The sequence below is a fragment of the Pedococcus ginsenosidimutans genome (assembly GCF_039544395.1).
Taxonomy (GTDB): Bacteria; Actinomycetota; Actinomycetes; order Actinomycetales; family Dermatophilaceae; genus Pedococcus; species Pedococcus ginsenosidimutans.
Map to the genome: position 1 here is coordinate 232336 of NZ_BAABLO010000013.1, position 26064 is coordinate 258399.

General features: G+C 71.3%; 22 protein-coding genes. 16 read left to right on the top strand and 6 right to left on the bottom strand.

The window, feature by feature from the left end; genetic code table 11:
- Positions 1-26: 26 nt before the first annotated feature.
- Both dnaJ and ABEA42_RS18000 read left to right on the top strand, forming a co-directional pair.
- Positions 27-1151 carry a molecular chaperone DnaJ gene (dnaJ, locus tag ABEA42_RS17995; protein WP_345505258.1) on the top strand — a complete coding sequence of 375 codons (1125 nt, stop codon included), beginning with the start codon at positions 27-29 and terminating at the stop codon, positions 1149-1151.
- 6 nt (positions 1152-1157) lie between these two features.
- Positions 1158-1901, top strand: a complete 744-nt coding sequence (locus ABEA42_RS18000; RefSeq protein WP_345505259.1) for a 16S rRNA (uracil(1498)-N(3))-methyltransferase — start codon at positions 1158-1160, stop codon at positions 1899-1901.
- A 9-nt stretch (positions 1902-1910) separates the two neighbouring features.
- Here the strand turns inward: ABEA42_RS18000 and ABEA42_RS18005 are convergent, their stop codons facing one another.
- Complete coding sequence (locus tag ABEA42_RS18005) at positions 1911-3059, bottom strand: Gmad2 immunoglobulin-like domain-containing protein (protein ID WP_345505260.1); 1149 nt, start codon at positions 3057-3059, stop codon at positions 1911-1913.
- A complete protein-coding gene (locus tag ABEA42_RS18010; protein WP_345505261.1) occupies positions 3056-3604 on the bottom strand; it encodes a SigE family RNA polymerase sigma factor in 549 nt (182 codons plus the stop codon). The genes ABEA42_RS18005 and ABEA42_RS18010 overlap by 4 nt, the downstream gene beginning before the upstream one ends.
- A gap of 75 nt (positions 3605-3679) precedes the next feature.
- On the opposite strand from ABEA42_RS18010, the gene ABEA42_RS18015 reads away from it, so the two are divergent.
- The 7 genes from ABEA42_RS18015 to ABEA42_RS18045 all read left to right on the top strand — a co-directional run bounded on the left by ABEA42_RS18015 (position 3680) and on the right by ABEA42_RS18045 (position 11005).
- On the top strand, positions 3680-4024 hold the full coding sequence (locus ABEA42_RS18015; protein WP_345505262.1) for a histidine triad nucleotide-binding protein: 345 nt from the start codon (positions 3680-3682) through the stop codon (positions 4022-4024).
- 24 nt (positions 4025-4048) lie between these two features.
- Positions 4049-5113: a PhoH family protein gene (locus ABEA42_RS18020; protein WP_345505263.1), complete on the top strand. Its 1065-nt coding sequence runs from the start codon at positions 4049-4051 to the stop codon at positions 5111-5113.
- The gene (gene ybeY / locus ABEA42_RS18025; protein ID WP_345505264.1) at positions 5091-5558 is read left to right on the top strand and encodes an rRNA maturation RNase YbeY; all 468 of its coding nucleotides are present in this window, start codon (positions 5091-5093) and stop codon (positions 5556-5558) included. The genes ABEA42_RS18020 and ybeY overlap by 23 nt, the downstream gene beginning before the upstream one ends.
- A 10-nt stretch (positions 5559-5568) precedes the next feature.
- Positions 5569-6891 carry a hemolysin family protein gene (locus ABEA42_RS18030; RefSeq protein ID WP_345505265.1) on the top strand — a complete coding sequence of 441 codons (1323 nt, stop codon included), beginning with the start codon at positions 5569-5571 and terminating at the stop codon, positions 6889-6891.
- Positions 6888-7886: a GTPase Era gene (gene era / locus ABEA42_RS18035; protein WP_345505266.1), complete on the top strand. Its 999-nt coding sequence runs from the start codon at positions 6888-6890 to the stop codon at positions 7884-7886. Before ABEA42_RS18030 ends, era begins: the two co-directional genes overlap by 4 nt.
- A 213-nt stretch (positions 7887-8099) precedes the next feature.
- Positions 8100-9926 carry a BCCT family transporter gene (locus ABEA42_RS18040; protein ID WP_425572109.1) on the top strand — a complete coding sequence of 609 codons (1827 nt, stop codon included), beginning with the start codon at positions 8100-8102 and terminating at the stop codon, positions 9924-9926.
- Between the two features lie 44 nt (positions 9927-9970).
- The gene (locus tag ABEA42_RS18045) at positions 9971-11005 is read left to right on the top strand and encodes an aspartate-semialdehyde dehydrogenase (RefSeq protein WP_345505267.1); all 1035 of its coding nucleotides are present in this window, start codon (positions 9971-9973) and stop codon (positions 11003-11005) included.
- Positions 11006-11075: 70 nt separating this feature from the next.
- Here the strand turns inward: ABEA42_RS18045 and ABEA42_RS18050 are convergent, their stop codons facing one another.
- Together ABEA42_RS18050 and ABEA42_RS18055 are read right to left on the bottom strand one after the other, a co-directional pair.
- Complete coding sequence (locus ABEA42_RS18050; protein ID WP_345505268.1) at positions 11076-11783, bottom strand: response regulator transcription factor; 708 nt, start codon at positions 11781-11783, stop codon at positions 11076-11078.
- The gene (locus ABEA42_RS18055; RefSeq protein ID WP_425572110.1) at positions 11780-13273 is read right to left on the bottom strand and encodes a sensor histidine kinase; all 1494 of its coding nucleotides are present in this window, start codon (positions 13271-13273) and stop codon (positions 11780-11782) included. Before ABEA42_RS18055 ends, ABEA42_RS18050 begins: the two co-directional genes overlap by 4 nt.
- A gap of 51 nt (positions 13274-13324) precedes the next feature.
- On the opposite strand from ABEA42_RS18055, the gene ABEA42_RS18060 reads away from it, so the two are divergent.
- Genes ABEA42_RS18060 through ABEA42_RS18070 form a run of 3 tightly spaced genes read left to right on the top strand, consistent with a single transcriptional unit; the run spans position 13325 to position 20078 of the window.
- A complete protein-coding gene (locus ABEA42_RS18060) occupies positions 13325-16492 on the top strand; it encodes an efflux RND transporter permease subunit (RefSeq protein ID WP_345505270.1) in 3168 nt (1055 codons plus the stop codon).
- A complete protein-coding gene (locus ABEA42_RS18065; RefSeq protein ID WP_345505271.1) occupies positions 16489-16929 on the top strand; it encodes a hypothetical protein in 441 nt (146 codons plus the stop codon). The genes ABEA42_RS18060 and ABEA42_RS18065 overlap by 4 nt, the downstream gene beginning before the upstream one ends.
- Positions 16926-20078: an efflux RND transporter permease subunit gene (locus tag ABEA42_RS18070; protein ID WP_345505272.1), complete on the top strand. Its 3153-nt coding sequence runs from the start codon at positions 16926-16928 to the stop codon at positions 20076-20078. Before ABEA42_RS18065 ends, ABEA42_RS18070 begins: the two co-directional genes overlap by 4 nt.
- A gap of 1 nt (position 20079) precedes the next feature.
- On the opposite strand, the gene ABEA42_RS18075 is transcribed toward ABEA42_RS18070, so the two are convergent.
- A complete protein-coding gene (locus ABEA42_RS18075) occupies positions 20080-20976 on the bottom strand; it encodes a GNAT family N-acetyltransferase (protein ID WP_345505273.1) in 897 nt (298 codons plus the stop codon).
- A 115-nt stretch (positions 20977-21091) separates the two neighbouring features.
- Here ABEA42_RS18075 and ABEA42_RS18080 point away from each other — a divergent pair, with 115 nt between their 5' ends.
- The 4 genes from ABEA42_RS18080 (at position 21092) to leuA (ending at position 25441) form a co-directional block, all read left to right on the top strand.
- Positions 21092-21685, top strand: a complete 594-nt coding sequence (locus ABEA42_RS18080; protein WP_345505274.1) for an ArsR/SmtB family transcription factor — start codon at positions 21092-21094, stop codon at positions 21683-21685.
- Entirely contained in the window at positions 21682-22941 is a 1260-nt protein-coding gene (locus tag ABEA42_RS18085) for an MFS transporter (protein WP_345505275.1), read from the top strand. Before ABEA42_RS18080 ends, ABEA42_RS18085 begins: the two co-directional genes overlap by 4 nt.
- An 82-nt stretch (positions 22942-23023) precedes the next feature.
- The gene (locus tag ABEA42_RS18090) at positions 23024-23485 is read left to right on the top strand and encodes a hypothetical protein (RefSeq protein WP_345505276.1); all 462 of its coding nucleotides are present in this window, start codon (positions 23024-23026) and stop codon (positions 23483-23485) included.
- A 216-nt stretch (positions 23486-23701) separates the two neighbouring features.
- Positions 23702-25441, top strand: a complete 1740-nt coding sequence (leuA, locus tag ABEA42_RS18095; RefSeq protein ID WP_345505277.1) for a 2-isopropylmalate synthase — start codon at positions 23702-23704, stop codon at positions 25439-25441.
- Positions 25442-25513: 72 nt separating this feature from the next.
- Here leuA and ABEA42_RS18100 read toward each other — a convergent pair whose 3' ends face one another.
- Positions 25514-25933, bottom strand: coding sequence for a hypothetical protein (locus ABEA42_RS18100; RefSeq protein WP_345505278.1), 420 nt, complete (start codon positions 25931-25933; stop codon positions 25514-25516).
- Positions 25934-26064: the final 131 nt, after the last annotated feature.

Sequence of the window (26064 nt, forward strand, 5' to 3'; positions counted from 1 at the left end):
CCACGCACCACTGACAAGGACACTCGTTGAACGACTACTACCAGGACCTGGGCGTCTCCAAGGACGCGTCGCCGGAGGACATCAAGCGGGCCTACCGCAAGATGGCCCGCAAGCTGCACCCGGACGTCAACCCCAGCCCCGAGGCCGAGGAGCAGTTCAAGAAGGTCTCGCAGGCCTACGACGTGCTCTCGGACGCCGAGAAGAAGCGCGCCTACGACATGGGCTCCGACCCCTACGCCGCCGGTGCGGCCGGGTTCGGCCAGGGTTTCTCCTTCAGCGACATCATGGACGCCTTCTTCGGCGCCGGCGCCGGCCAGGCCCAGCGCGGACCTCGCTCGCGCCAGCGCCGCGGCCAGGACGCCCTCGTGCGCCTCGACCTCGACCTCGCCGACGCGGTGTTCGGCGGCGAGAAGGAGCTCACCGTGGAGACCGCGGTCGTGTGCTCCACCTGCCACGGCGACGGTGCCCAGCCGGGCACCTCGCGCCGCACCTGTGACGTCTGCGGCGGTCGCGGCGAGATCCAGCAGGTGCAGCGGTCGTTCCTCGGCCAGGTCATGACCACGCGGCCCTGCATGACCTGCCAGGGCTACGGCGAGGTGCTGGTCAGCCCCTGTTTCGAGTGCTCGGGCGACGGCCGGGTCCGCACCCGCCGCACGCTCAAGATCAAGGTGCCCGCGGGCGTGGACACCGGCACCCGTATCCAGCTCGCCGGCGAGGGCGAGGTCGGTCAGGGCGGCGGTCCCGCGGGTGACCTCTACGTCGAGGTCGCGGTCCGCCCGCACCAGACCTTCCAGCGCCGCGGCGACGACCTGCACTGCACGGTCGAGCTGCCGATGACGGCGGCGGCGCTCGGGACGACGCTCAAGCTCGACACCTTCGACGGGGTCAACGAGCTCGAGATCAAGCCGGGCACCCAGGCCGGCGACGCGATGACCCTGCGCGGGCTCGGGGTCACGCACCTGCGTGGCAGCGGCCGCGGCGACCTCGTCATCCACGCCAACGTGGTCACCCCGACGCGCCTCGACGACGCCCAGGAGGACCTCCTGCGCCAGCTGGCCGTGCTCCGCGGCGAGGAGCGTCCGGAGGGCCGGCTCTCCCCGGCCCACCCGGGACTGCTCGGCAAGCTCCGCGACGCCTTCAAGGCCAAGTAGCCGCTCGTGACGCTGCCGCTGTTCCTCGTCGAGAGCGCCGTCCTCGCGGGCGCCGCACCGGGGGCGCAGCTCGTCCTCGCCGGGGCCGAGGGGCGCCATGCGGCGACGGTGCGCCGGATCGGGGTGGGGGAGCAGCTCCTCCTGGCCGACGGGGAGGGCTTGGTGGCCACCTGCCTCGTGCAGGCGGCGGCCCCCGCCCAGCTGGACCTGCAGGTCGTCGACGTGTCGGCCGAGCCCGAGCCGCAGCCTCGCTTCGTCCTGGTCCAGGCGCTCGCCAAGGGGGAGCGCGACGACCAGGCCATCGAGACCGCCACCGAGCTCGGGGTCGACGAGGTCGTCCCGTGGCAGGCGGCCCGCAGCATCGTGCAGTGGCGTGGTGAGCGCGGCGAGAAGGCCCGTCGCAAGTGGGAGTCGACCGTCAGGGCGGCGGCCAAGCAGTCACGACGGTCGCGCACGCCCGTGGTCGCCGAGCTGGTGACCTCCAAGGCCCTGGCCACCCGGCTCGCGGCTGCCTCGGCCGCGTTCGTGCTCCACGAGGACGCGACGGACGCCCTCGCCACGGCAGCCCTCCCGGCGTCCGGTGAGGTGGTGGTCGTCGTCGGCCCCGAGGGCGGGATCACCCCGGAGGAGGTCGCCGCCTTCGAGGCCGCCGGCGCGCGCACCGTACGCCTCGGGTCGAGCGTGCTGCGGTCGTCCAGCGCCGGCCCGGCCGCGCTCGCGGTGCTCAGCGCCGCAGCGCGCTGGCGCTGACCCTGCGCGCTACCGGACCGTGAACGTCACCGAGTCCTGGGCCGCCACCGAGCCGTCCTTGGCGCTCGCCTCGAGCACCCTGACCGTGTAGGTGCCGGGCTCCAGCCGGCCCAGCTCGACGGAGTACGTCCCCCGCGACGGGGCGCCCACGGTGGCCATGGCCGTGCCGGCCTTCACCTTGGTGGTCCCGCGGTCGAGCTCCCACTGCAGGGTCGCCTCGAAGACGGTGGCCTCGCCCTTGACGGTGACGGCGCTCGAGGCGGCGAAAACCTGGTCGGTCGTCGGCGCGGTCACCCAGATGGGCGCGAGGTCCCGCCACGACTCGTCGGCCGGTGGCCGGGTGAAGGACTGTGCCGTCGAGATCGTCCCGAAGAGCTCGGTGGCTCCGCCGGCGATGTGGAACTGCACGGGCAGCGCGCCGCGGCCGACGGCGGCCTGGGCGGTCCAGACGAGGCTCTGCACCGCGAGGCGCTGGACCTCGGGGGTGAACCCCTCGGCGCCCGGCCCGCTCAGCTCCACGTCGATGGTGTCGGAGGTGACGGTGGCGGTGGACACCGTCGTGCCGGACCAGGGCTGGAGGTAGCCGGCGGTGTTGGAGTAGGGCTGCGCGTCCATCGCCAGCCCCACCGCCTTCACGACCCGGTCGACGTCGGTGGCGTCGGCGGGCAGCGAGGTGCGCACGAACTGACGGAACAGCTTGTAGGTCGGCTTGGCGTCGCCGACCGGGCCGACGAAGTACGCGGGCAGGGCGGCCTGCACGGTGGCGCCACCGCCCGTCGTGGACGACTGGGTCGGGGACGTCTGGACGGTGGAGGGTGCCGACGTCGGTGGTCCGGTGGGCGAGGGCACCGTGGGGGACGCCGACGGCGACCCGGCCGGGGGGCTCGGCGTGCCGCCGGAGTCCTGGGTGGCCCACCAGGCGCCGCCGGCGATGGCCGCGACGAGCGCCGCGGCAGCAACCGGGGCCACCCAGCGTCGCGGGCCGCCGGTCGCCGTGACCGGGCCCGCCTCGTGCGCCTCGTGCAGGATCGCGTCGAGGCGGTCGCCGGGGCTGACCTTGCGGGCCTCCTGGACCAGGGACTGGCGCAGCTGGCGCTCGACGCGGTCGAACTCGCCCGGCTCGAAGTCGGGGTGCAGGAACTCGGTGCGGTCGCTCATCGCGCCACCTCCATCCGGTCGCGCAGGGCAGCGAGCCCGCGGTGGGCATGGGCCTTGACCGTCCCGGCGGAGATGCCGAGGGCGTCGGCGATCTCCGCCTCGCTCAGGTCGAGGTAGTAGCGCATGGTCAGGACCTCTCTCTGGCGCTGCGGCAGGCGGCCGAGCGCCTCGATCATCGAGCTGGTGGCCTCGGACTCGAGGGCGTGGGACTCGGCGCTCGCCTCGGTGCGGCGTGCCGGTCCGCCGGGCTCGCCCTGCTCCCGGCTGAGGTAGCGCTCCTCGACGCCGCGGTGGCGCAGGCCGGAGCGTGCGCCGTTGACCACGGTGCGGCGCAGGTAGGCGGCCGCGCTCTCGTGGCTGCGCAGGGAGTCCCAGCGCCGGTGCACGGCGATGAAGGCGTCCTGCACGACCTCCTCGGCGGCGAGGTCGTCACGCAGCAGCAGCCAGGCCAGGCGTACGAGGCCCGTCCAGTGCGCCGCGTACAGCTCGGCGATGGCCACGTCGGCGGCTGGGCGGGTGTCCCCGCCGGGGTCGCGTTCTGCCACGGTCAACAGTCTCACGCCCCCTTGACGCGCAACGGCGGCTGCCGGTTGACGCGCCGGACGGATAGTGTCCGAGCCATGGCCGACTGCATCTTCTGCTCGATCGTGGCCGGGGACATCCCTGCCGAGGTGGTCCGCGAGGACGAGCACACGGTGGCGTTCCGGGACCTGGACCCGCAGGCCCCGACCCACGTGCTCGTCATCCCGAGGCGTCACGTCCCGGACGTCGGGTCGCTCGCCCTGGAGGCGCCGGAGGAGGTCGCCCCACTCGTCGCCGCGGTGCGGGCGGTGGCCGAGCAGGAGGGGGTGGCCGACGCCGGGTACCGCAGCGTCTTCAACACCGGGGCCCAGGCGCACCAGACCGTCTTCCACGCCCACGTGCACGTGCTCGGGGGCCGGGCAATGACGTGGCCGCCCGGCTGAGCCGCACCGTAGACTGGTCCGACCATGCCTGAAGACGATCATCCGACCACGCCGGGGGGCGCACCAGACGGCGCACTGCCCCTCCCCACCCACACCGTCGAGATCCCCCCGCAGGTCCAGATGGTCACCCTGCTCGGACCGCGCGACGAGCTGCTCCGGACCATGGAGAGGGCGTTCCCGCAGCTGGAGATCCACGTCCGCGGCAACGAGTTCCACCTGTCCGGCCCAAGCGCCGAGGTGGCCCTGGCCGAGCGGACCATCGACGAGCTGCTGCTGGTCATCGAGGGTGGCCAGCCGCTCAACCGTGACGCCGTCGAGCGGTCGATCGGCATGCTGCGCGAGCAGACCAAGGAGCGCCCCGCCGACGTCCTGACGATGAACATCGTCAGCTCCCGCGGACGCACCATCAGGCCCAAGACGCTGAACCAGAAGCACTACGTCGACGCGATCGACGACCACACCGTCGTCTTCGGCATCGGCCCCGCGGGCACCGGCAAGACCTACCTCGCGATGGCCAAGGCCGTCGCGGCGCTGCAGGCCAAGCAGGTCAACCGCATCATCCTCACCCGCCCGGCGGTCGAGGCAGGGGAGCGGCTCGGGTTCCTGCCCGGGACGCTCAACGACAAGATCGACCCCTACCTGCGGCCCCTCTACGACGCCCTGCACGACATGGTCGACCCCGAGTCGATCCCGCGCCTCATGGCTGCCGGCACCATCGAGGTGGCACCCCTGGCCTACATGCGTGGCCGCACCCTCAACGACGCGTTCATCATCCTGGACGAGGCGCAGAACACCTCGCCCGAGCAGATGAAGATGTTCCTCACGCGTCTGGGGTTCGGCTCGAAGATGGTCGTCACCGGTGACGTCACCCAGGTCGACCTCCCCGACGGCACGCGGTCCGGCCTGCGGGTCGTCCGCGACATCCTCGCCGAGGTCGAGGACATCCACTTCTCGGTGCTGACCCCGCAGGACGTCGTGCGCCACCGCCTCGTCGGCGCCATCGTCGACGCCTACGGCCGGTGGGACGACGCGCAGGGAGAGACCCACGGTCAGGGACGGGGGCCGCGTGAGCGTCGACGTTCTCAATGAGACCGACTACCAGCTCGACGAGCTCGAGCTGGTGGCCCTGAGCAAGTACGTCATGGGCGAGATGAGGGTCCACCCGGGCGCCGACCTCTGCCTGCGCCTCGTGGACGAGGCGGCCATGGAGGTCCTGCACGTGCAGTGGATGGACCTGCCCGGCCCGACCGACGTCATGTCGTTCCCGATGGACGAGCTGCGGCCCGGCCGCGAGGGCGAGGAGCCCGAGGAGGGCGTCCTCGGCGACATCGTGCTGTGCCCGTCGGTGGCTGCGAAGCAGGCGGCCGACGCGGGTCATGCCACCGAGGAGGAGCTGCTGCTCCTCACCACCCACGGCATCCTGCACCTGCTCGGCTACGACCACGCAGAGCCCGAGGAGGAGCGCGAGATGTTCGAGCTCCAGCGCCAGCTGCTGCTGACGTTCCTCGCGGGTCGCGGTCGCCGCACCCCCTGATGGGGCAGCGATGACCCGCCTGGTGCTGGCCGCGCTCCTCAGCATCGCCGTGGCCTTCCTGCTCACGGCCGCCGAGGCCGCGATCTGGCGCATGTCCCGGGTGCGCGCCCACGAGCTGCTCGAGGAGGGCCGGCCCGGGGCGAAGTCGCTGGACCGCATCGTCGGCGACAGCGCTGCCTACCTGTCCGTCACGGCCTTCATGCGCGTCGTGGCGGAGGCGACGACGGCGGTGCTCATCACCCTCGGGGCGGTGGACCTCGTCGACGGCTTCTGGAAGCCGCTGCTCATCGCCATCGGCGTGATGGCACTGGTGTCGTTCGTGGTGGTGGGCGTCTCGCCGCGCACCCTCGGGCGGCAGAACGCCGACGCCGTCGCGCTGGTCGCGTCGCCGGTGATCGTCGGCCTCCGGACGTTCCTCGGACCGGTCGCACGCGTCCTGGTGGCGCTCGGCAACGCCGTGACCCCCGGCCGCGGCTACCGGGACGGCCCGTTCCAGAGCGAGTCCGAGCTGCGTGACCTGGTCGACCTCGCGGGGGAGAGCTCCGTCATCGAGGCCGGCGAGCGGGAGATGATCCACTCCGTCTTCGAGCTCGGCGACACGGTCGCGCGTGAGGTGATGGTCCCTCGCACCGACATGGTGACGATCGACGGCGAGAAGACGCTGCGCTCGGCCATGTCGCTGTTCCTGCGCTCGGGGTTCTCCCGCATCCCGGTCGTCGGCGACGGGTCGGACGACATCCTCGGGCTGCTCTACTTCAAGGACGTCGTACGCCGCGTCAACGCCGACCCCGAGGCCGGCTCCCTCCCGGTCACCGCGCAGATGCGCCCCATGCACTACGTCCCCGAGAGCAAGCCGGTCGACGACCTGCTGCGCGAGATGCAGCGCGACCAGAGCCACTTCGCCGTGGTGGTGGACGAGTACGGCGGGACGGCGGGCCTGGTCACGATCGAGGACATCATCGAGGAGATCGTGGGGGAGATCGCCGACGAGTACGACCGCGAGGCGCCGGGCGTCGAGGACCTCGGCGACGGCACGGTCCGGGTGCCGGCCACCATGGACATCGACGACCTCGCCGACCTGTTCGAGGTGGAGATCGACGAGGACGAGGTCGACACCGTCGGCGGCCTCATCGGCAAGAGCATCGGTCGTGTGCCGATCGTCGGGTCGCGCGCCGAGGTGGCCGGGCTGTCGCTCACCGCGGAGCGGATGGCCGGCCGCCGGCACCGGATCGCGTCGGTCATCGTCGAGCGCCTGCACGCCGAGCAGGAGGGTGGCACCGAGGGTGGCGCCGAGCGCACTACGGTGGAGGCCGAACGCGAGGGAGTGTCATGACAGCGAGTGGTCCCGGTCCGACCGGAGCACAGGCCGACGGGTCCGGCGAGCGGGCCCGCGACGAGGTCACCGGTGAGTCCGCCCGTCCCTACCTGGCGGGTTTCGCCTGTCTCGTCGGACGGCCGAACGCCGGCAAGTCGACGCTGACCAACGCCCTGGTCGGGCAGAAGGTCGCGATCACCTCCTCGAAACCGCAGACGACCCGCCACACCATCCGCGGCATCGTCACCTCGCCGCGCTCCCAGCTCGTGCTCGTCGACACCCCGGGACTGCACAAGCCGCGCACGCTCCTGGGGGAGCGGCTCAACGACGTCGTCCGGGAGACCCTCCTCGAGGTGGACGTCATCGGGTTCTGCCTGCCGGCCGACCAGAAGATCGGGCCCGGCGACGGCTTCATCGCCCGTGAGCTGAAGGAGATCCAGCAGGGCAAGCGACGGCCGGTGGTGGCCATCGCGACCAAGACCGACCGGGTCGACCGCGAGCGCCTGGCCGAGCACCTCATGGCGATCGACCAGCTCGGCTCGTGGGACGCGATCGTGCCGTGCTCCGCCGTGGACGGCTCCCAGGTCGGGGAGGTCGCGGAGGTGCTGTCGTCCTACCTGCCGCCGTCCCCTGGCCCGCTCTACCCCGAGGGTGTCCTCACCGACGAGCCCGACGTGGTCATGATCGCCGAGCTGGTCCGCGAGGCCGCGCTCGAGGGCGTGCGCGACGAGCTGCCCCACTCGCTGGCCGTCGTGGTCGAGGAGATGGTGCAGCGCGAGGGACGCCCGGCCGACAAGCCACTGCTCGACGTGCGCGTCAACGTCTTCGTCGAGCGCTCGTCGCAGAAGGCCATCATCATCGGCCGCGGCGGGTCGCGGCTGCGCGAGGTCGGCACCACGGCCCGGCAGGGCATCGAGAAGCTGCTGGGCCAGAAGGTCTACCTCGACCTGCACGTCAAGATCGCCAAGGACTGGCAGCGCGACCCCAAGCAGCTGCAGCGCCTGGGCTTCTGACGCTTCCCGACGCAGTGGCGAGGGTCACGCCGTGTGCGAGATCCGTTGCAGCACAACGTGTATGACGTGGTCCCGGATTGGTTCCCGGCGCCCACGATTTGAGATCGCGAGTGGTTCTCGGCAGTCTGGGCGGTCGACCGACACGGTTTTGATACGCAACTGACCAGAACAGCGAAGGAGCGGCGCCCTCCCCAAAGAGGGCGCCTACACCACGTGGACACGACACTGACCAAGACGGGCCCAGCCGCTCCGGCGGAGGCCACGGGCGAGCACGAAGCCCTCGACACCCCGCACCCCGCACTCGACCCCGTCATCGAGGAGCACCCGGCCGAGGAGCCGCAGAAGGTCGACACGATCGTCTTCGGCGTGACGGCCGCGATCGCGATCGCGTTCGTGCTGTGGGGGTTCCTCAGCACCGACTCCCTGAGCACCGCCTCGGGCGCCGGCCTCGACTGGGTCGTGCACAACATGGGTTGGCTGTTCTCCCTGGTGGCCTCGGGCTTCGTCCTGTTCGTGATCTGGCTCGCCGCCAGCAAGTACGGGCGCATCCCGCTCGGTCGTGACGACGAGGAGCCGGAGTTCAGGACGGTCTCCTGGATCGCGATGATGTTCTCGGCAGGCATGGGCATCGGCCTGATGTTCTACGGCGTCTCCGAGCCGCTCTCGCACTTCGTGAAGCCGCCGCCCGGCACCGGTGCCGCGGGCAACCCCCAGGCCGTGCAGAACGCCATGGCCACCACGCTGTTCCACTGGACGCTGCACCCGTGGGCGATCTACGCGGTCGTCGGCCTCGCCGTCGCGTACGGCGTGTTCCGCAAGGGGCGTTCGCTGCTCATCAGCTCGGCCTTCGCGCCGCTGCTCGGCAAGCGCGCCAACGGTCCGGCCGGCCGCGTCATCGACATGCTCGCCATCTTCGCGACGCTGTTCGGCTCGGCGGCCTCGCTCGGCCTCGGCGCCCTGCAGATCGGCTCCGGGCTGACGATCGTCGCGGGCATCGGCAAGACCGGCAACATGGTGCTCGTCGCGATCATCGCGGTGCTGACCGTCTGCTTCATCCTCTCCGCCGTCTCCGGCCTCGCCAAGGGCATCCAGTGGCTGTCCAACATCAACATGGTGCTGGCGCTGGCCCTAGCGGTGTTCGTCTTCGTCGTGGGCCCGACGGTGTTCATCCTCAACCTCGTCCCGACCGAGATCGGCTCCTACTTCCAGAACCTCGCCATGATGTCGGCGCGCACCGACGCTGCCGGTGGCGACGCCATGAAGACCTGGCTCTCGGGCTGGACGATCTTCTACTGGGCCTGGTGGGTCAGCTGGACCCCGTTCGTCGGCATGTTCATCGCGCGCATCTCGCGTGGCCGCACCATCCGCCAGTTCGTGACCGGCGTCCTGCTCGTGCCCAGCGTCGTCTCGCTGGTGTGGTTCGCGATCTTCGGTGGCGCGGGCATCGACATGCAGCGCGGTGGCACGGACCTCGCCGGTGCGGGCTCCACCGAGGGCACGCTCTTCGAGATGCTCTCGCACATGCCGCTGTCGACAATCCCCTCGGTGCTGGTCATGGTGCTCGTGGCGATCTTCTTCGTCTCCGGCGCCGACGCCGCCTCCATCGTCATGGGCACGCTGTCCGAGCGTGGCACCCTGGCCCCCAGCCGCAAGACCGTGATCTTCTGGGGCGCCGCCACCGGTGCCGTGGCCGCGGTGATGCTCCTCGTCGGCGGCGAGGACGCGCTGGCGGGCCTGCAGAACATCACCATCGTCGCCGCACTGCCGTTCCTCATCGTCATGGTGGGCTTGGCGATCGCGCTCGTGAAGGACCTGAGCAACGACCCGCTCATCGTGCGACGCGCCTACGCGGTGGCTGCCGTCGAGCAGGCCGTCGTGGCGGGTGTCACCGAGCACGGCGACGACTTCACGCTCACCTACGAGGAGTCCGCTCCCGGTGAGGGCGTCGGCGACCTCGTGCCGACCGCCCCGGTGACAGGCAGCGGTCCGGACGACGAGCTGGATACCGCCGATGTGCGCGCAGGATCCGCCACATCGTGAGCCGCTGAGCCGGTGCACGACCGGGCCGACCTATCCTTGGTCCCATGAGAGTTGGTGTCTTCGGGGCCACCGGGCAGGTCGGCTCGGTCATGCGTGCACTCCTCGCCGAGCGGGCCTTCCCGGTCGACGAGATCCGTTTCTTCGCGTCGGCGCGCTCTGCCGGCACGACGCTGCCGTGGGCCGGTGGCGAGGTCACCGTGGAGGACTCGGCGACCGCTGACTTCTCCGGCCTCGACATCGCGCTGTTCTCCAACGGGGGAGCGGCGTCCAAGGAGCTCGCGCCCAAGGTCGCCGCCGCCGGGGCCGTCGTCGTCGACAACTCCTCCGCCTGGCGCAAGGACCCCGAGGTCCCGCTGGTCGTGAGCGAGGTCAACGCCGACGACCTCGACACCATCCCCAAGGGGATCGTCGCCAACCCCAACTGCACCACCATGGCCGCCATGCCGGTGCTCAAGCCGCTGCACGACGAGGCCGGCCTCGTCCGGCTCACCGTCGCGTCGTACCAGGCGGTGTCGGGCTCCGGTGGCAAGGGCGTGCAGGAGCTCGACGGGCAGCTGCGCGGCGGGTATGCCGCCGGGCAGCCGGCCGACCTCGCGCTCGACGGCCGCGCGGTCGAGGTTCCTGCGCCCAACGTCTACGCGGTGCCGGTGGGCTTCAACGTGATCCCGCTCGCCGGCTCGATCGTCGACGACGGCTCGCTGGAGACCGACGAGGAGCAGAAGCTGCGCAACGAGTCGCGCAAGATCCTGCACATCGACGACCTGCGGGTCTCTGGCACCTGCGTGCGCGTGCCGGTCTTCACGGGCCACTCGCTGGCGATCCACGCGGAGTTCGACCGGGAGATCACCCCCGAGCGGGCCCTGGAGCTGCTGGCCAAGGCGCCCGGCGTCGTCGTGACCGACGTGCCCAACCCGCTCGAGGCGGCCGGCCGCGACGACGTCTACGTCGGCCGAGTGCGCGCCGACCAGGCGGCCCCGGAGGGCAAGGGGCTCGTGCTGTTCGTCGTCGGTGACAACCTCCGCAAGGGTGCGGCCCTCAACGCCGTCCAGATCGCCGAGGAGCTGCTCAAGCGTCGGTGAGCCGAGGGCAGGCGACCCGCCGCCGTGAAGGGCGGGAAGGGTCCTGCTCGACCCCAGCTTGGTGGGCGGCTCAGCTCCGGGGCGCCGGCCCTGAGCCGGGTTCCGGCACCACCGCTGGGAGGCGGGACGGGCGCACGAGCCCGGACTCGTACGCGTAGATCACCAGGTGGACCCGGTCGGGCGCGTTGAGCTTGGCCAACAGGTGGCTCACGTGGGTCTTGACGCTGCTCTCGGCGAGGAACAGCTCGGACGCGATCTGCGTGTTGTTCAGCCCGAGCGCGACCAGCTTGAGGATCGAGTGCTCTCGGGCGGTCAGCGGGACGTGGTCCCCGTCGATGATGGGGGGCAGGAAGCGGCCGAATCGGTCGAGCAGGCGCCGGGTGATCGAGGGGCCGAGAAGGGCGTCGCCGGCCGCCACGAGGCGAATGGCCCGGACCAGCTCCTCGGGCGTCGTGTCCTTGAGCAGGAACCCGCTGGCTCCTGCGCGCAGGGCGGCCACGATGTACTCGTCGAGCTCGAACGTGGTCATGACGACGACCCGGGTCGGTGAGGGCTCGCCGGGACCGACGATACGGCGGGTGGCCTCGACCCCGTCCATGACCGGCATCCGGATGTCGAGCAGCGCGACGTCCGGGCTGAGCCGTTCCGCCAGCTCGAGGGCCTCTTGGCCGTTCGCGGCCTCGCCGACGACGTCGATGTCCGCCTCCCTGGCCAGGCAGTCGCGCAGGGCGCTGCGCATCAGCAGCTGGTCCTCGGCGATGATCACCCGGAGCGTCATCCGTCCCCCCGGGGCGCCGTCTGCGTGCCGATCGGGATGCGGGCGTCGACGACCCAGCCGCCGTTGGGCCCCGGGCCGGCGTGGAGGAAGCCGCCCACCAGGGCCGCTCGCTGTCGCATGCCGAACAACCCGCTGCCGCCGGACGACGTGGCGTCCGAGCCGGTCCCCGTGTCCGTCACCACGATGTGCAGCAGGTCGGACCCGTAGTCGAGGCTCACGCGCACGGCGACGCCGGGAGCATGCTTCAGGACGTTGGTGAGCGACTCCTGAACGATGCGGTAGGCATTGAGCTCCACGGCGGGCGCCAGCTCTCGCCAGACACCTGTCACGGTGAGCGTCACGGGGCTGCCGGCACTCGTGACCCGGTCGACGAGGGGGCCGAGCTCCTCGAGCCTCGGCAGGGCTCGCGGTGTCATGCCGTCCTCGGGGGAGGTGTGCAGGACGCCCACGAGATGGCGCAGGTCGTCCAGGGTCTGGCGTCCCAGGGACTCGACGGTCGCCATCGACTGGCTGTGCTCGACGGGCGCTCCGGGGCGCAGGCGCGCCGCGGCCGCCTGGGCCACGATCACGCTGACGTTGCTGGCGACGACGTCGTGGAGCTCGCGTGCGAGGCTGGCGCGCTCGCGAGCGACCGCCAGCTCGGACAGGGCAGCCTGCTCGTGAGAGCGCTGCAGCGCCGATGCCTCCAGCAGGGCGGCGCGCTCCTCGAGCAGCTGGGACCGCACCTGCCGGGACTGGACACCGCGGCCGAGCGCCCACGCGGTGACGACTGCCACCACCTCGACGAAGGGCTCGTCGTCGAGCGCCGGGTCGAGCAACATGACCGCCCCGGCACCCAGGCAGAGCGAGGTGACGACGACCGCGACACCGGAGCGACGGAGCGGCCAACGCTGGGCCACCGTGTACATGGCCACGAGCACGACGTACGGGAGCGGGGTCACGGGGTAGTGCTCCGCGTCCCGGGTGACGGCAAGGGCGACGGTGACGGCCAGCACGAGCCCCGGGGCGGATCGGCGCCACACCAGCGCCACGCTCCCCGCCAGCACCTGGACCGCCCCGCGGACGTCGGGGAGAGTGGCCTGGACGGGGCCGTCCGGCGTGTCGAAGAACAGCGACGCCCGCTCCATGAAGCTGTACAACGACAGCGCAGCGACCACGCCGGCGAGGAGGATGTCGAAGAGGCTCGGTCGCCACCGTGCCGCGTCCCGCGTGGCCCTGCCGCCCCGGGACGTCGCCGGTGTGACTAGTCCGCGACCGACCTGGACGCCACCCAGAGGGGTGGTTGCCTCCGCCGCCCCGGGGAGAGGTAGGGCCTCCACCGACGGTGCCAGCCCACCCACCCGGGGGACTGCTCCCGCACTGTGTCCGAGTCCTTGGAGTGGGTTCCCACGGCTGACGCGCACGTGCTCCCCCCTTCCTACCGTGGATTCCACGGTACGCCTGCACGCGACCCTGGGGGTGCGAATGCTCACCATCGACGACATCGTCATGAGGGCTGGTCCCGACGTCGCGGGCCGCCCGGACGCAGCTGCAGGGACGCGGTGTCCCGGTTCGCACCGTTCGGGGTGGTCCCGGTGAGGGGGATGGTGTTCGGGGCCAACCCCCGGGTGGGAAGACTGTCCATCGCGGCAGCCGTCGGTGTGCTGATCATGGGCATCTCGTCCATGGGGTCCGCCAGGACGGACTTCCTCCCCGAGTTCATGCCGCCGTCGGTGCAGGTGCAGACCGAAGCCCTGGGCCTGTCGGCAGCAGAGGTCGAGCAGCTGATCACCGTCCCGCTCGAGCAGGACCTCCTCAACGGTGTCCCGTGGCTCGATCGGATCCACTCACGGTCGCAGCCCGGACTGTCCGCCATAGACATCGTCTTCGAGCAGGGGACCGACATCTACTCCGCCCGCCAGATGGTGCAGGAGCGGCTGACGCAGGCCCACGCGCTGCCGGCCGTCGGGACACCGCCCATCATGGTCGAGCCCCTGGCCTCGGTCAGTCGGGTGGCGATGATCGGGATGACCTCCAGGACCGTCTCCCTCATCGACATGTCGGTACTCGCCCGGTGGAAGGTCCGACCCCGCCTGATGGGGATCCCGGGTGTCGCCAACGTGGCCATCTACGGCCAGCGAGACCGCCAGCTGCAGGTGCGGGTGGATCCGCAACGGCTCCACGACAGTGACGTCTCGCTGACGCAGGTCATCGAGACCACGGGGAACGCGCTGTGGGTCTCGCCCCTGACCTTCGTCGAGGCGTCCACCCCCGGCACCGGAGGGTTCATCGAGGGGACGAACCAGCGCCTCGCCGTCCAGCACGTGCTGCCGATCACGACGGCCGAGAGCCTCGGCAAGATCTCGATCGAGGATGCCCGTACACCCACGCGGCTCGGAGACGTGACCGAGGTCGTCGAGGACCACCAGCCGCTCATCGGGGACGCCGTGGACGCCGACCCCTCGCTGTTCCTGGTCATCCAGAAGTTCCCGGATGCGGACACGCAGGAGGTGACCAAGGCGGTCGAGGAGGCGATGTCCGGGCTGCAGGCAGGGCTGGGCGGGATCACGGTCGACACCTCCGTCTTCAGGCCGGCCTCCTTCATCGACAGTGCACGGCACACCGTGGGGTGGGCGCTCGGGGCAGGCTTCGCCGCCGTCGTGATGGCGGTGCTCTTCCTCTTCTGGTCCTGGCGAGCCGCGCTCGTGGTGGCCTCCAGCGTCGCAGTGTCCGCCGTGGCGGCCGTCTACGTCCTGTACCTGCGCGGGACGACCCTGACCAGCATGACTTTGGCAGGACTGGTCGTCGCGCTCGTCGTGATCCTGGCGGTGGCGGTCACCGACATCGAGGAGGCGCAGCGTCGGCTGGCCGGTCGCCACGATGACGGCTCGCCGGTGCCGCTCCGCGAGGCGCTGACGGATGCCATCGCCCACAGCCAGGGCGCGGCCCTGATCGTGGTGCTGGCGGCAGCCCTGGCGATCGCGCCGGTGATGGTCCTCGGGCCCCTCACCACCGCCCTCGCCGGTCCGGTGGCGACCACCCTGCTCCTGACCCTCGCACTGTCGGTCGCGGTGGGCCTGCTCGTCACCCCTGCCCTGATGACCCTCGTGCTTCGCCCGGGGGCCGGTGGCACCACCGGTCCGCTCCTGCGCTGGGCGCACCGACCGGTGTCGGGTCTCGTGAACCGGTTCGCGTCCGGCAGGAGGTTGGTGTGGGGGACGGTCGCGGTGCTGCTGCTGGCCGGGCTCGCGGCGGTCCCGCAGATCGTCGGCAGCCACGACTCCATGATCCCGGCAGCCCGTGACCTGGACCTGCTGATGCACGTCGAGACCGCCCAAGGCACCTCCCTGACCGAGGCGACCCGGGTCGCTGGACGCCTGTCCGCTGACCTGCGCTCCCTTCCCGGTGTGCGCGCCGTGGGTGGGCACTTCGGTCGTGCGCTCACGTCTGACCAGCTCGGCGACGTCAACTCCGGCGAGCTCTGGATCACCATCTCGGACGACGCCGACTACCACGCGACCCGCGAGGCGATCGACCGTACGGCCTCTCGGTACGCCGGGGTGAAGACGCAGCTCGTGACCTACTCCGCCGACCGCGTCGCCGCAGCGCGCACGGGAACCGGCGCCGACCTCGTGGTCCGGCTCTTCGGTCAGGACCCCGCGGGTCTGGACGAGGCGGCCCGGGCCGTCGTCACCTCCCTCACCTCCGTCGAGGGAGTACGCGCTCCGCGCGTCGAAGAGGTGCCCAAGCAGCCGACGGTCAAGGTCCAGGTCGACCTGGCAGCAGCCGAGAGGTACGGGCTCAGGCCGGGAGACGTCCGTCGCGAGGCAACGACGCTGGCGTCGGGTCTGACGGTCGGCAACCTGTACGAGCAGGCCAAGGTGTTCGACGTGGTCGTCCTGGGCACGCCGACCATCAGGGCCAACCTGTCCGCCCTGGCCGACCTCAAGATCGACACCTCGTCCGGCCGCCAGGTGCGACTGGGTGACGTCGCGAAGCTCACCGTGGAGCCTGAGCCGGCCTCCATCGAGCACGAACAGGTCATGCGCACGATGGACGTGGTCGCCGACATCTCCGGCCGCGGAGTCGGCGACACGCTGGCTGACGTGCGCGCCGCGGCCGCCAAGGTGCCCATGCCCCCGGAGGCCCACCTCCAGGTGCTGAGCGCGGCAATGGACCAGCAGGTGGACGTGCGCCGCGCCGTTGCACTGGCCCTCGCTGCCCTGCTCGCGATGCTCCTGGTCTTCCAAGCCGCCGTGGGCGGCTGGCGCCAGGCTGCCTTGCTGGTCCTCGCCTGCCCCCTCGGCGGGGTCGGGGCCGTGCTGGTGGCGCCACTGGTCGGAGGGGTGGCCACCGCTGGGCCGCTGCTCGGGTTCTTCGCAGCCAGCCTCCTCACCCTCCTGGGCGGTCTCTCATTCGTGCGGTCCGCGCCGCCGACGGACCGCTCCGTCGGCACCCTGGCCCGGACGGCCGTGACTCGGGTCAACCCGGTGCTGCGCCTGAGTGCGGTGGTCGCGCTGGCCTTCCTCCCGGCTGCCGTGCTGGGCGGTCGGCCGGGCGCCGAGCTCCTGCAGCCGTTTGCGCTGACCCTCATCGCCGGCTCCATCACGAGTGGGCTCGTCGTCCTCCTCGTGCTCCCAGCCCTTCTCGGGCTGCCGCCGGCGGCAGCTCCACTCACACCAACCGGCCCATCTCCACTCGCCGTGATTCCGAAGGGAGCCCAGAAATGAGCACCTCGAACCGCCGTACCGCCGCTGCGGGCCTGCTGATGACGGCCGTCCTGGCCGGGTGCACAGCCACCGAGGCGGCAGTCAACGACGTGCCGGCTGCCGTCGTGGAGGACATCGAGAACTCGGACGTCAAGAAGGTGACGTTCAGCAGGGAGGCCGCTGAGGCGCTCGGCGTCGCCACCGCGGCGGTGACCAGGAACGGCGCCAACGGACAGCTGACCATGCCGTACGACGCTGTCATCTACTACCTCGACGGCACCACGTGGGCCTACGCGGCCACCGGCGAGCGCGAGTACACGCGGGTCCCCGTGACGGTCGCCTCGATCTCCGGTGCCAACGCGACGTTGAGTGCCGGCCCGACCGCCGGCACCCAGGTGGTCGTCGTCGGTGCGCCGGAGGTCCTCGGTGCCGAGCTCGAGATCGACGGCGAGCAATGACCTGGGGGAAGTCGCCGATCCGCTGGATCGTGGGGACCAGCCTGCGCCTGCGCTACATCGTCGTGGCCGGGGCCGTCGCCCTCATGGTCCTCGGTGTGGCGTCGGTGCCGCAGATGAGGGTCGACGTCTTCCCGGAGTTCGCGCCGCCACGCGTCGTGATCCAGACGGCCTGCGTCGGGCTGTCGACCTCCGACGTCGAGGAGCTCGTGACCGTGCCGCTCGAGCAGGGCCTCAACGGCCTGCGGGGCCTGGACGACATGCGGTCGAGGTCCGTGCCGCAGCTGTCCTCCATCGAGTTGCTGTTCTCCGCCGACACCGACCTGCTCCGGGCCCGGCAGCTGGTGCAGGAACGCCTCGCCATCATCTCGCCCAGCCTTCCCACCTGGGCGGCGCCGCCGGTGATCCTCGCCCCGGTCTCGGCGACGGGCCGCGCCATGCACATCGGCATGACCTCCAAGAACGACTCGCTCATCGCGATGTCGATGAGTGCCTACTGGAACATCAGGGCACGGTTGTTGCAGGTGCCGGGTGTGGCCAACGTCGCGATCTGGAACGAGCGCCTCCAGCTGATGACGGTGCAGGTGGAGCCGCCCAAACTGGCCAGGCACGGCGTCACCCTCGACCAGGTCATGGAGACGACCTCGGCGTCCTTGGACTCCGGGTTGCTGCGCTTCTCCGCGGGCAGCGTCATCGGCACCGGCGGGATCGTGGAGAACGCGAACCAGCGCCTGCCCGTGAGGAACGTGCTGCCCATCGTCACGCCCGCGGACCTCGCCAAGGTGCCGGTCGAGGGCACGGCCGGTGCGACCACCCTCGGCGAGCTCGGCGTGGTCGCGGAGGTGCACCAGCCACTCATCGGCGATGCCGTCGTGAACTCCGAGCCCGGCATCCTGCTGGTCGTCGAGAAGCTACCCTGGGCGAACACCCTGCAGCTCACCGACGGGGTGGAGAAGGCCATCGCGGAGCTCCAGCCGGGGCTGCCGGACGTCACCTTCGACACGCACGTCTTCCAGCAGGCCGACTTCGTGAAGCTGGCGATCTCCAACCTTTCGAAGTCGCTGGTCCTCGGCTTCCTGTTGGTCGTGGCCATCCTGATGTTGTTCCTCTTCGAGTGGCGGGTCGCCCTCATCAGCCTCCTGACGATCCCGCTCTCCCTCGTGATCACGATCCTGGTGCTCGACTGGCGGGGAGCCACGATCAACACGATGACGCTGGCCGGCTTGGTGATCGCCCTCGGCGCCGTCGTGGACGACGCCATCATCGATGCGGAGAACATCGTCCGGAGGCTGCGTGCCTCGCGGTTGGAGGGAAGCTCGGAGTCGACCGCGTCCGTCATCCTGCGGGCCTCACTGGAGGTCCGGAGCCCGATCGTCTACGCCACGCTCATCATCATCGCCGCCTCGATCCCGATCTTCCTGCTCACGGGCCTGACGGGCGCGTTCTTCCAGCCGTTGGCCGTGTCGTACACCCTGGCCATCACGGCGTCCATGCTCGTGGCCCTCACCCTGACTCCCGCCCTGTGCCTGATCCTGCTCCACCGCACGCCGATCGAGCGCCGGTCCTCACCGGTGGTCCGCTGGCTGCAGCGCTGGTACACCGCCTCGCTCCGCCGCATCGTGCGGCGCCCCCGTGGGGTCTATGCCGCCGCCACACTCGTGACGGTGCTGGGCATAGGCGTGGGCGCGGGACTCGGCCAAAGCCTCTTCCCGGCCTTCCAGGAACGCGACTTCCTGATGCACTGGGTGGGGGTGCCGAGCACGTCCGACACCGAGACCGCTCGGACGACGACGGCGGTGAGCAAGGAGATCCGCGCGATCCCCGGGGTCCGCAGCTTCGGCGCCCACATCGGGCAGGCGCTGCTCGGCGAGGAGGTCTTCGGAGTCAACTTCGGCGAGAACTGGATCAGCCTGGAGCCCGATGCCGACTACAAGGAAGTCCGTGACCAGATCGACGCCGTGGCAGCGAAGTACCCCGGCCTGTTCGCGGAGGTGCAGACGTACCTCGACGAGCGCGTGGAGGAGGTCCTGACGGGCGGCAAGGAGCCGGTCATCATCCGCGTGTACGGCGAGGACCTCACCGTGCTTCGGCAGAAGTCCGCCGAGATCCTCGACCTGCTCTCACAGATCGACGGCGTCAAGGATGCCCACACCGACATCTCCCTCGACGTTCCCCAGGTCGAGGTCGAGGTCGACCTCGACCGGGCTCGCGCCTACGGACTCAAGCCGGGCGACGTCCGCCGCGCCGCAGCCACCATCGTGGCCGGCGAGGAGGTCGGCGACATCTTCCGGGCTGGTCGCGCCTACGACGTCGTGGTCTGGAGCACGCCGGAGACGCGGTCCAACGTGTCGTCGCTCGAGCAGCTGCCGATCGACACCCCGTCCGGCAAGCGGGTTCTGCTCAAGGACGTGGCGACCGTGGCCGTCCGCCCCAACCCGAACGCCATCGAGCGCGAAGGCGACTCCCGCCGTCTCGACGTCGGCGCGAGCGTGGAGGGCCGCGACCTGGGCTCGGTCGTCAAGGAGCTCAACGGCAAGCTGAAGGGCGTCTCGTTCGACCGTGGCTACCACGCCGAGGTCCTGGGGGAATACAAGGAGAGGCAGGCCGCCCAGAGCCGGCTGCTGACGTCGTCCTTGGTGGCCGCCGCCGCCATCCTCCTGCTGCTCCTCACCTCCCTGCGCAGTGGCCGACTGGCCATGCTCGTCTTCCTGACCTTGCCGATGGCACTGGTCGGTGGGGTGCTGGCGGCTTGGGCGGCGGGCGGTGTCCTCTCCATCGGCTCCCTCGTGGGCTTCTTCACGGTCTTCGGGATCGCCGCGCGCAACAGCATCCTGCTCATCAACCACTGCCAGCACCTAGAGGAGGTCGAGGGCGTGCCGTTCGGGCTCGACCTGGTCCTCCGCGGGGCACGTGAACGGCTCGCGCCCATCCTCATGACCACCTTGGCGACGGGTCTGGCCCTGGTGCCTCTGGTCGTGCTCGGTCAGCGACCCGGCCACGAGATCGAGCATCCCCTGGCGGTCGTAATCCTCGGGGGACTGGTCACCTCGACCTTGCTCAGCCTCTTCGTGGTCCCGTCGCTGTACCTTCGCTTCCACCGAGCCACGGATGCGTCCGGAGCGGGCGCGGGCACTGTCCGGGGGCCGGCCTGAGCTAGACGTCGGTCATCCAGTGCTGGAAGGTCTTGCTGACCACCATCCCGACGTGCTCGTAGAGGGGCAGAGCCCCGGTCCGTGAGTCCGTCGACAGCTCGCTGCGGGTGGCCCCGTGGTCGCGGGCCCGCGCGAACGCGTCGGCGAGCAGCGCGCGGGCCAGGCCCTTGCCACGCTGGTCGGCACGGACGGCCAGCTGGTCGACGTACCCGCACCCCTCGGTGACGATCAGGTAGGCGACCCCGACCGGTGTGCCCTCGGGGTCGACGGCGAACCTGACCTGCCAGGGCTCGAAGCCGGGACGCCGTACGGTGCGTGCGGCCCAGTCGTCGAAGGCGGTCGGCTGGCGGTCGGGCCACTCGTTGAACGCGTCCTCGACCAGCTGGTGGGCGGTGTGGTCGTCCTGCCCGGGGACCAGGTCGCGCAGGGTGTAGCCGTGGGGGAGCGGCTGCGGCTCGATGGTCGCGCCCTCGGGGACGACGAGCACCCACGACGTCCAGCCCTCGCGGTAGCCGAGGGACCGGAAGAGCCGCTCCGCAGCGCTGCCGACGGGCACGGTTTGGCCGACCAGCGTCCCGCCCCGAAGCCGCGAGCAGTCCTCCACCCACCGGGCCAGCCAGGTGCCGAGGCCACGTCCGCGGTGGTCGGGGTGCACCGTCGCCTCGGCGCGGCGCGTGCGGTAGACCTCTGCGGCGGCGACGAGGGTCTCGCCGTCGAACACGCCGACGCTCTCCTGCTCCAGGTCGAAGCTGGGGCGCTGCCAGTCGCTCTCGATGTCCTCGGGCTCGATCGCGACCTCGCCGGTGTCCGCGCGCTCGGAAGCGGCGAACAGGTCGAACATGGCGCGGGCGTCGGCCATCGCCAACGGGCGGGTCACGAGGTCGGGGGGCAGGTCCATGGGGGTCATCGTGCCGGGGGGCCCGCGGGTCCGCACGAGGTTTTCGGGTCTGTCGGAGTGCTCCCGTGTGTGAGAGAGTTCTCTCGAAATGCCTCTCTCACATCGAGGTGAACCCGTGACCAACCCGTACGGCGACATCGAGCTCACGCCACGGGGCATGCGTGCCCTCGCGCACCCGACGCGGCTGGCGATCCTCAGCCGACTCCAGCGCCACGGCCCCAGCACCGCGACCGCGCTCTCGGCAGAGGTGGGCGCGACTCCGTCGGTCACGAGCTGGCACCTGCGGCACCTCGCCGAGCACGGCCTAGTCAGGGACGCCGAGGTCGGCTCGGACGGCAGGCAGCGCTGGTGGGAGGCCTCGGGCCCCGGCTTCCGGTTCACCCCCACCGACGACGCCGGCGGCGACGCCGCCATGCTGCTCTCGCGCGTCCTGTTCGACCAGGCCCGCGACTTGCCCGACCGCTGGGCGCGCGAGGCCGAGCCCCTGCTGGAGGACGAGTGGCGGCGCTCGGCGGGCCTGTCCAACACCACGGTCGTGGTGACGGCCGACGAGCTGGCCGGGATCGAGGCCGCGATCGAGGAGGTCCTCGCGCCGTACGTCCGAGGCGGGGCCGGCTCCGCCCACGGGCCGGAAGCGGGCGCTCGCGCCGTGCGCCTGCTGCGCTACGTCCTGCCCGAGGCCCCGAAACCGACGGGGGAACCCGCATGACAACGCCGCTGTGGCGGGACCGCAGGTTCGCGACGTACTGGGCGGGGCAGGGGATCTCGCAGTTCGGCGACCGCATCACCGAGCTCGCCGTCCCGCTCATCGCCGTGACCACCCTGCACGCCGGCGCCTCGACCGTCGGCCTGCTCACCGCTGCCGTGTGGGCGCCCAACCTGCTGTCCCTGTTCGTCGGCTCCTGGGTCGACCACCAGCCGCGCAAGCGACGGCTGCTGGTCCTCGCCGACGTGCTGCGCTGCGCGGTCCTGCTCACCCTGCCCGTGGCCCACGTGCTCGGCGCCATCACGCTGGTGCAGCTGTTCGCGGTCGCGCTGGTGGCCGGCCTGGGGCAGGTGCTCTACCAGACGGCGTACCCGAGCTTCTTCGTCGCACTCGTGCGCCGCGACCAGTTCGTGGAGGCCAACAGCCTGCTCAGCGGCACCCGGTCGGCCTCCTTCGTGGCCGGCCCGGCGGTCGCGGGCGGGCTGGTCCAGGCGGTCACCGCGCCGATGGCCATGCTCGTCGACGCGGTCACCTTCGCCATCTCCGCGGTCCTCATCGGGCGGGTGCGGGTGGCCGACCCCCCGGTGGCGGACGGCGGCGGTGCCAGCCTGCTCGGCCGGGCGCGGGACGGCATGGCGCTGGTGCTCCGTGACGCCTACCTGCGGGCCTCGCTCGCCTGTGCCACCACCATCAACCTGTTCAACCTCATGGCCGGCGCGCTCGTGGTCCTCTACGCCAGCCGCGAGCTCGGCCTCTCGCCGGGGCTCATCGGCCTGGCCCTGGGCATCGGGGCGAGCGGCGGGCTCGCGGGGACGGTCCTCGCCGGGCCGCTGTCCCGCAGGATCGGGCTCGGGCGCACCATCGCGGTCGGCGCGGTCCTCTTCTCCGCGCCGTTCGCCCTCATGCCGCTCGCGCAGGGACCGACCTGGTCGCGCGCCGGCGTGGTCGCCCTGGTCGAGCTGCTCTCCTCGGTCGGCGTGATGTGCCTCGACATCCCGCTCAACGCGCTCATGACCGCGGTGACCCCGGACGGCATCCGCAGCCGCGTGACGGGCGCGTTCTCGACCGTGAACTACGGGATCCGCCCAGCGGGCGCGATCGTCGGCGGCCTGCTGGGGGAGTGGATCGGCCTCGCCCCGACCATGGTGGTGGCCGCGGTGGGCGGGTCGCTCTCGGTGCTCTGGCTGCTGCGGTCGCCGGTCATCTCCACCCGCACCCTCGACGACCTCCGCGGCGCGAGCGTCTCACCGGGTGCGTGACACGGACCTCTGGCCCTAACGGGGCCGGGCGGGGCGCGGTGACCTGAGGGGGCACCGCGCCACACCGAGGGGGAGGTCCACCGTGTCCCAGCCACAGGTCCGAGGCAGCCGTTCGGCCGGGAGGCCCCGGGCGGCGGCCCGGCGGTCGGACGTCGGCCGCAGGCTCGGCTTCGTCATCGGCGCCGTCGTCAACGCCGCCCTGCTCTGGTGGGTCAACGTCGCACCCGGCTGGCAGGTCGTGCCGTTTCTCACCGCCGACACCCGGCTGGTGCTCGGCCTGGTCAACGCCTCGCTGGCGGTCGGCCTGGTGTCCAACGTCGTGTCCGCGGTCCTGCTTCACTTCCGGCTGAGGGCATTCGGCGACCTGGTGCAGAACGCGGTGGGCCTCGCCGCCATGGTGCGCCTGTGGCAGGTCTTCCCGTTCGACCTGGGCGGGGCCGGCTTCGACTGGGACCTCGTCGTGCGCTGCGCCCTCGTCCTCGGCATGGTGGGCGCGGTCCTCGGTGCACTGGTCGCCGTGGTGCACCTGGTGCGCGGACGGTGACCGGGTCGGACACTACGTCCGGATCGTGGGCGGAGCGTCCCGTGCGATGGACGTACGGCGACAGCGCGGCATACCCTCCGAGGGTGCGTATGCAGCGCCTCCTCCTTCGCCGCCGCGGCGGGGCCTGACCGATCAGCCGCCCCTCGTCGCGGAGTAGCGTTGCCCTGGCTGAGCCTCTGAAAGAGCCACCAGCAACGAATCGATAGGCGAGACACCATGATCCACCCGCAGCAGCCCTCGGGCATGCCGGTCGCGAAGTACGTGCCGTTCCAGGACCAGATCAGCATCGACCTGCCCGACCGCACCTGGCCGACCAAGGTCCTCGAGAAGGCGCCGCGGTGGTGCGCGGTCGACCTGCGCGACGGCAACCAGGCGCTCATCGACCCCATGAGCCCGGACCGCAAGAAGCGGATGTTCGAGCTGCTGGTGCGCATGGGCTACAAGGAGATCGAGGTCGGCTTCCCCTCGGCCAGCCAGACGGACTTCGACTTCGTGCGGATGCTCATCGAGGACGACATGATCCCCGACGACGTCACGATCCAGGTGCTGACGCAGTGCCGCGACCACCTCATCGAGCGCACGTTCGACGCGATCCGCGGGGCCAAGCAGGCCATCGTCCACTTCTACAACTCGACCTCGGTGCTGCAGCGGCGCGTGGTGTTCGGCCTCGACCAGGACGGCATCGTCGACATCGCGGTCCAGGGCGCCCGCCTGTGCCGCAAGCTCGAGGAGACGGTCCCCGACACGGTCGTCTACTACGAGTACAGCCCGGAGTCGTACACCGGCACCGAGCTCGAGTTCGCCGTGCGGATCTGCAACGAGGTCATCGACGTCATCGACCCGACACCTGACCACAAGATGATCATCAACCTGCCGGCCACCGTCGAGATGGCGACCCCCAACGTCTACGCCGACTCGATCGAGTGGATGACCCGCCACCTCGAGCGCCGCGAGTCGATCGTGGTGTCGCTGCACCCGCACAACGACCGCGGCACCGGGGTCGCGGCGGCGGAGCTGGGCTACCTCGCGGGCGCCGACCGCATCGAGGGGTGCCTCTTCGGCAACGGGGAGCGCACGGGCAACGTCGACCTGGTCACGCTGGGCATGAACCTGTTCAGCCAGGGCATCGACCCGCAGATCGACTTCTCCGACCTCGACGAGATCCGGCGCACCGTCGAGCACTGCAACCAGCTGCCGGTGCCCGAGCGGCACCCCTGGGGTGGCGATCTGGTGTTCACGGCCTTCTCCGGCTCGCACCAGGACGCCATCAAGAAGGGGTTCGAGGACATGGACCGCCAGGTGGCGGCCACGGGCAAGCCGATCGACGAGCTCGTCTGGGGTGTGCCCTACCTGCCCATCGACCCGCACGACGTCGGCCGGTCCTACGAGGCCGTCGTGCGCGTCAACAGCCAGTCCGGCAAGGGTGGTGTCGCCTACATCCTCAAGGCCGAGCACCAGCTCGACCTGCCGCGCCGCCTGCAGATCGAGTTCAGCGGTGTCGTGCAGGCCAAGACCGACTCCGAGGGCGGCGAGGTCAGCCCGGCCGAGCTGTGGAGCGTGTTCGAGGACGAGTACCTGCCCGCCGTCGACGGCGCGGCCAACGCGTGGGGACGGTTCACGCCGGTCAGCCACGCGCTGGAGAGCCAGGCCGGCGGTGCCGACCGCATCGTCGCCACGATGCTCGACCAGGGCGTCGAGGTGCAGGTCGAGGGCACGGGCAACGGCCCGATCGCGGCCTTCATCGACGCCCTGTCGACCCTCGGCATCGACGTGCGCGTCCTCGACTACGCCGAGCACGCCCTGTCGGCCGGTGGCGACGCTCGCGCGGCCGCGTACGTCGAGTGCGCCGTGGGCGACCGGGTCCTGTGGGGCGTCGGCCTGCACAGCTCGATCGTCAAGGCGTCGCTGACGGCGGTGCTGTCCGCGGTCAACCGCGCACTGCGCGACCAGGCCTGACCCGGGTCAGGCCCGACCGGGTGGGCGGGCCTGACCCGGTGGGCGGGCCGCTGACGGGTCCGCCCACCCACGTCACCCCTCGGTCGGGAGGAGCCTCCGGGAGGCGCTGGTGAGGCCGACACCGACTGCGATGAGCAGCAGCGCGAGCGCCACCCCGGGGGCGGTGGACGAACCCGTGTTGGCCAGCTCGGGTGCCGCAGCCGGTGTCCCGGCCGGCGCCGCGGACCCCACCGACGCCGGGACCGCGGAGGCGGGGCGGCTGGGGGACGGTGCAGGCTCGGGCGCTGCGGCCGTCCTCAGGTCGAGGACGAATGCCCGCATGGGCGTGACGGCGCGGTTGCCCACCTCGTCGTAGGCCCAGGTCGTCACGTGGAACTCGGTCCGCTTGCCCTTGGCGAAGTCGAGGATGCGCGGGTCCAGGCTGCACGACCAGGTCTGTCGGCTGCTGCGACGACCGACTGCGCGGTGCACAGTGGTTCGCCGGACTCCCACCCGCGGACGCTGAGCTCGAGCCCGGGGACGGCGGTGCCCCGGATCGTCACGCTGGTGCTCCTGACGACCTGGTCCTGTGCCGGCGAGGTGATCACCGGTGCCGGCGGGGGCGTCGCGTCGCCCACCCCGGA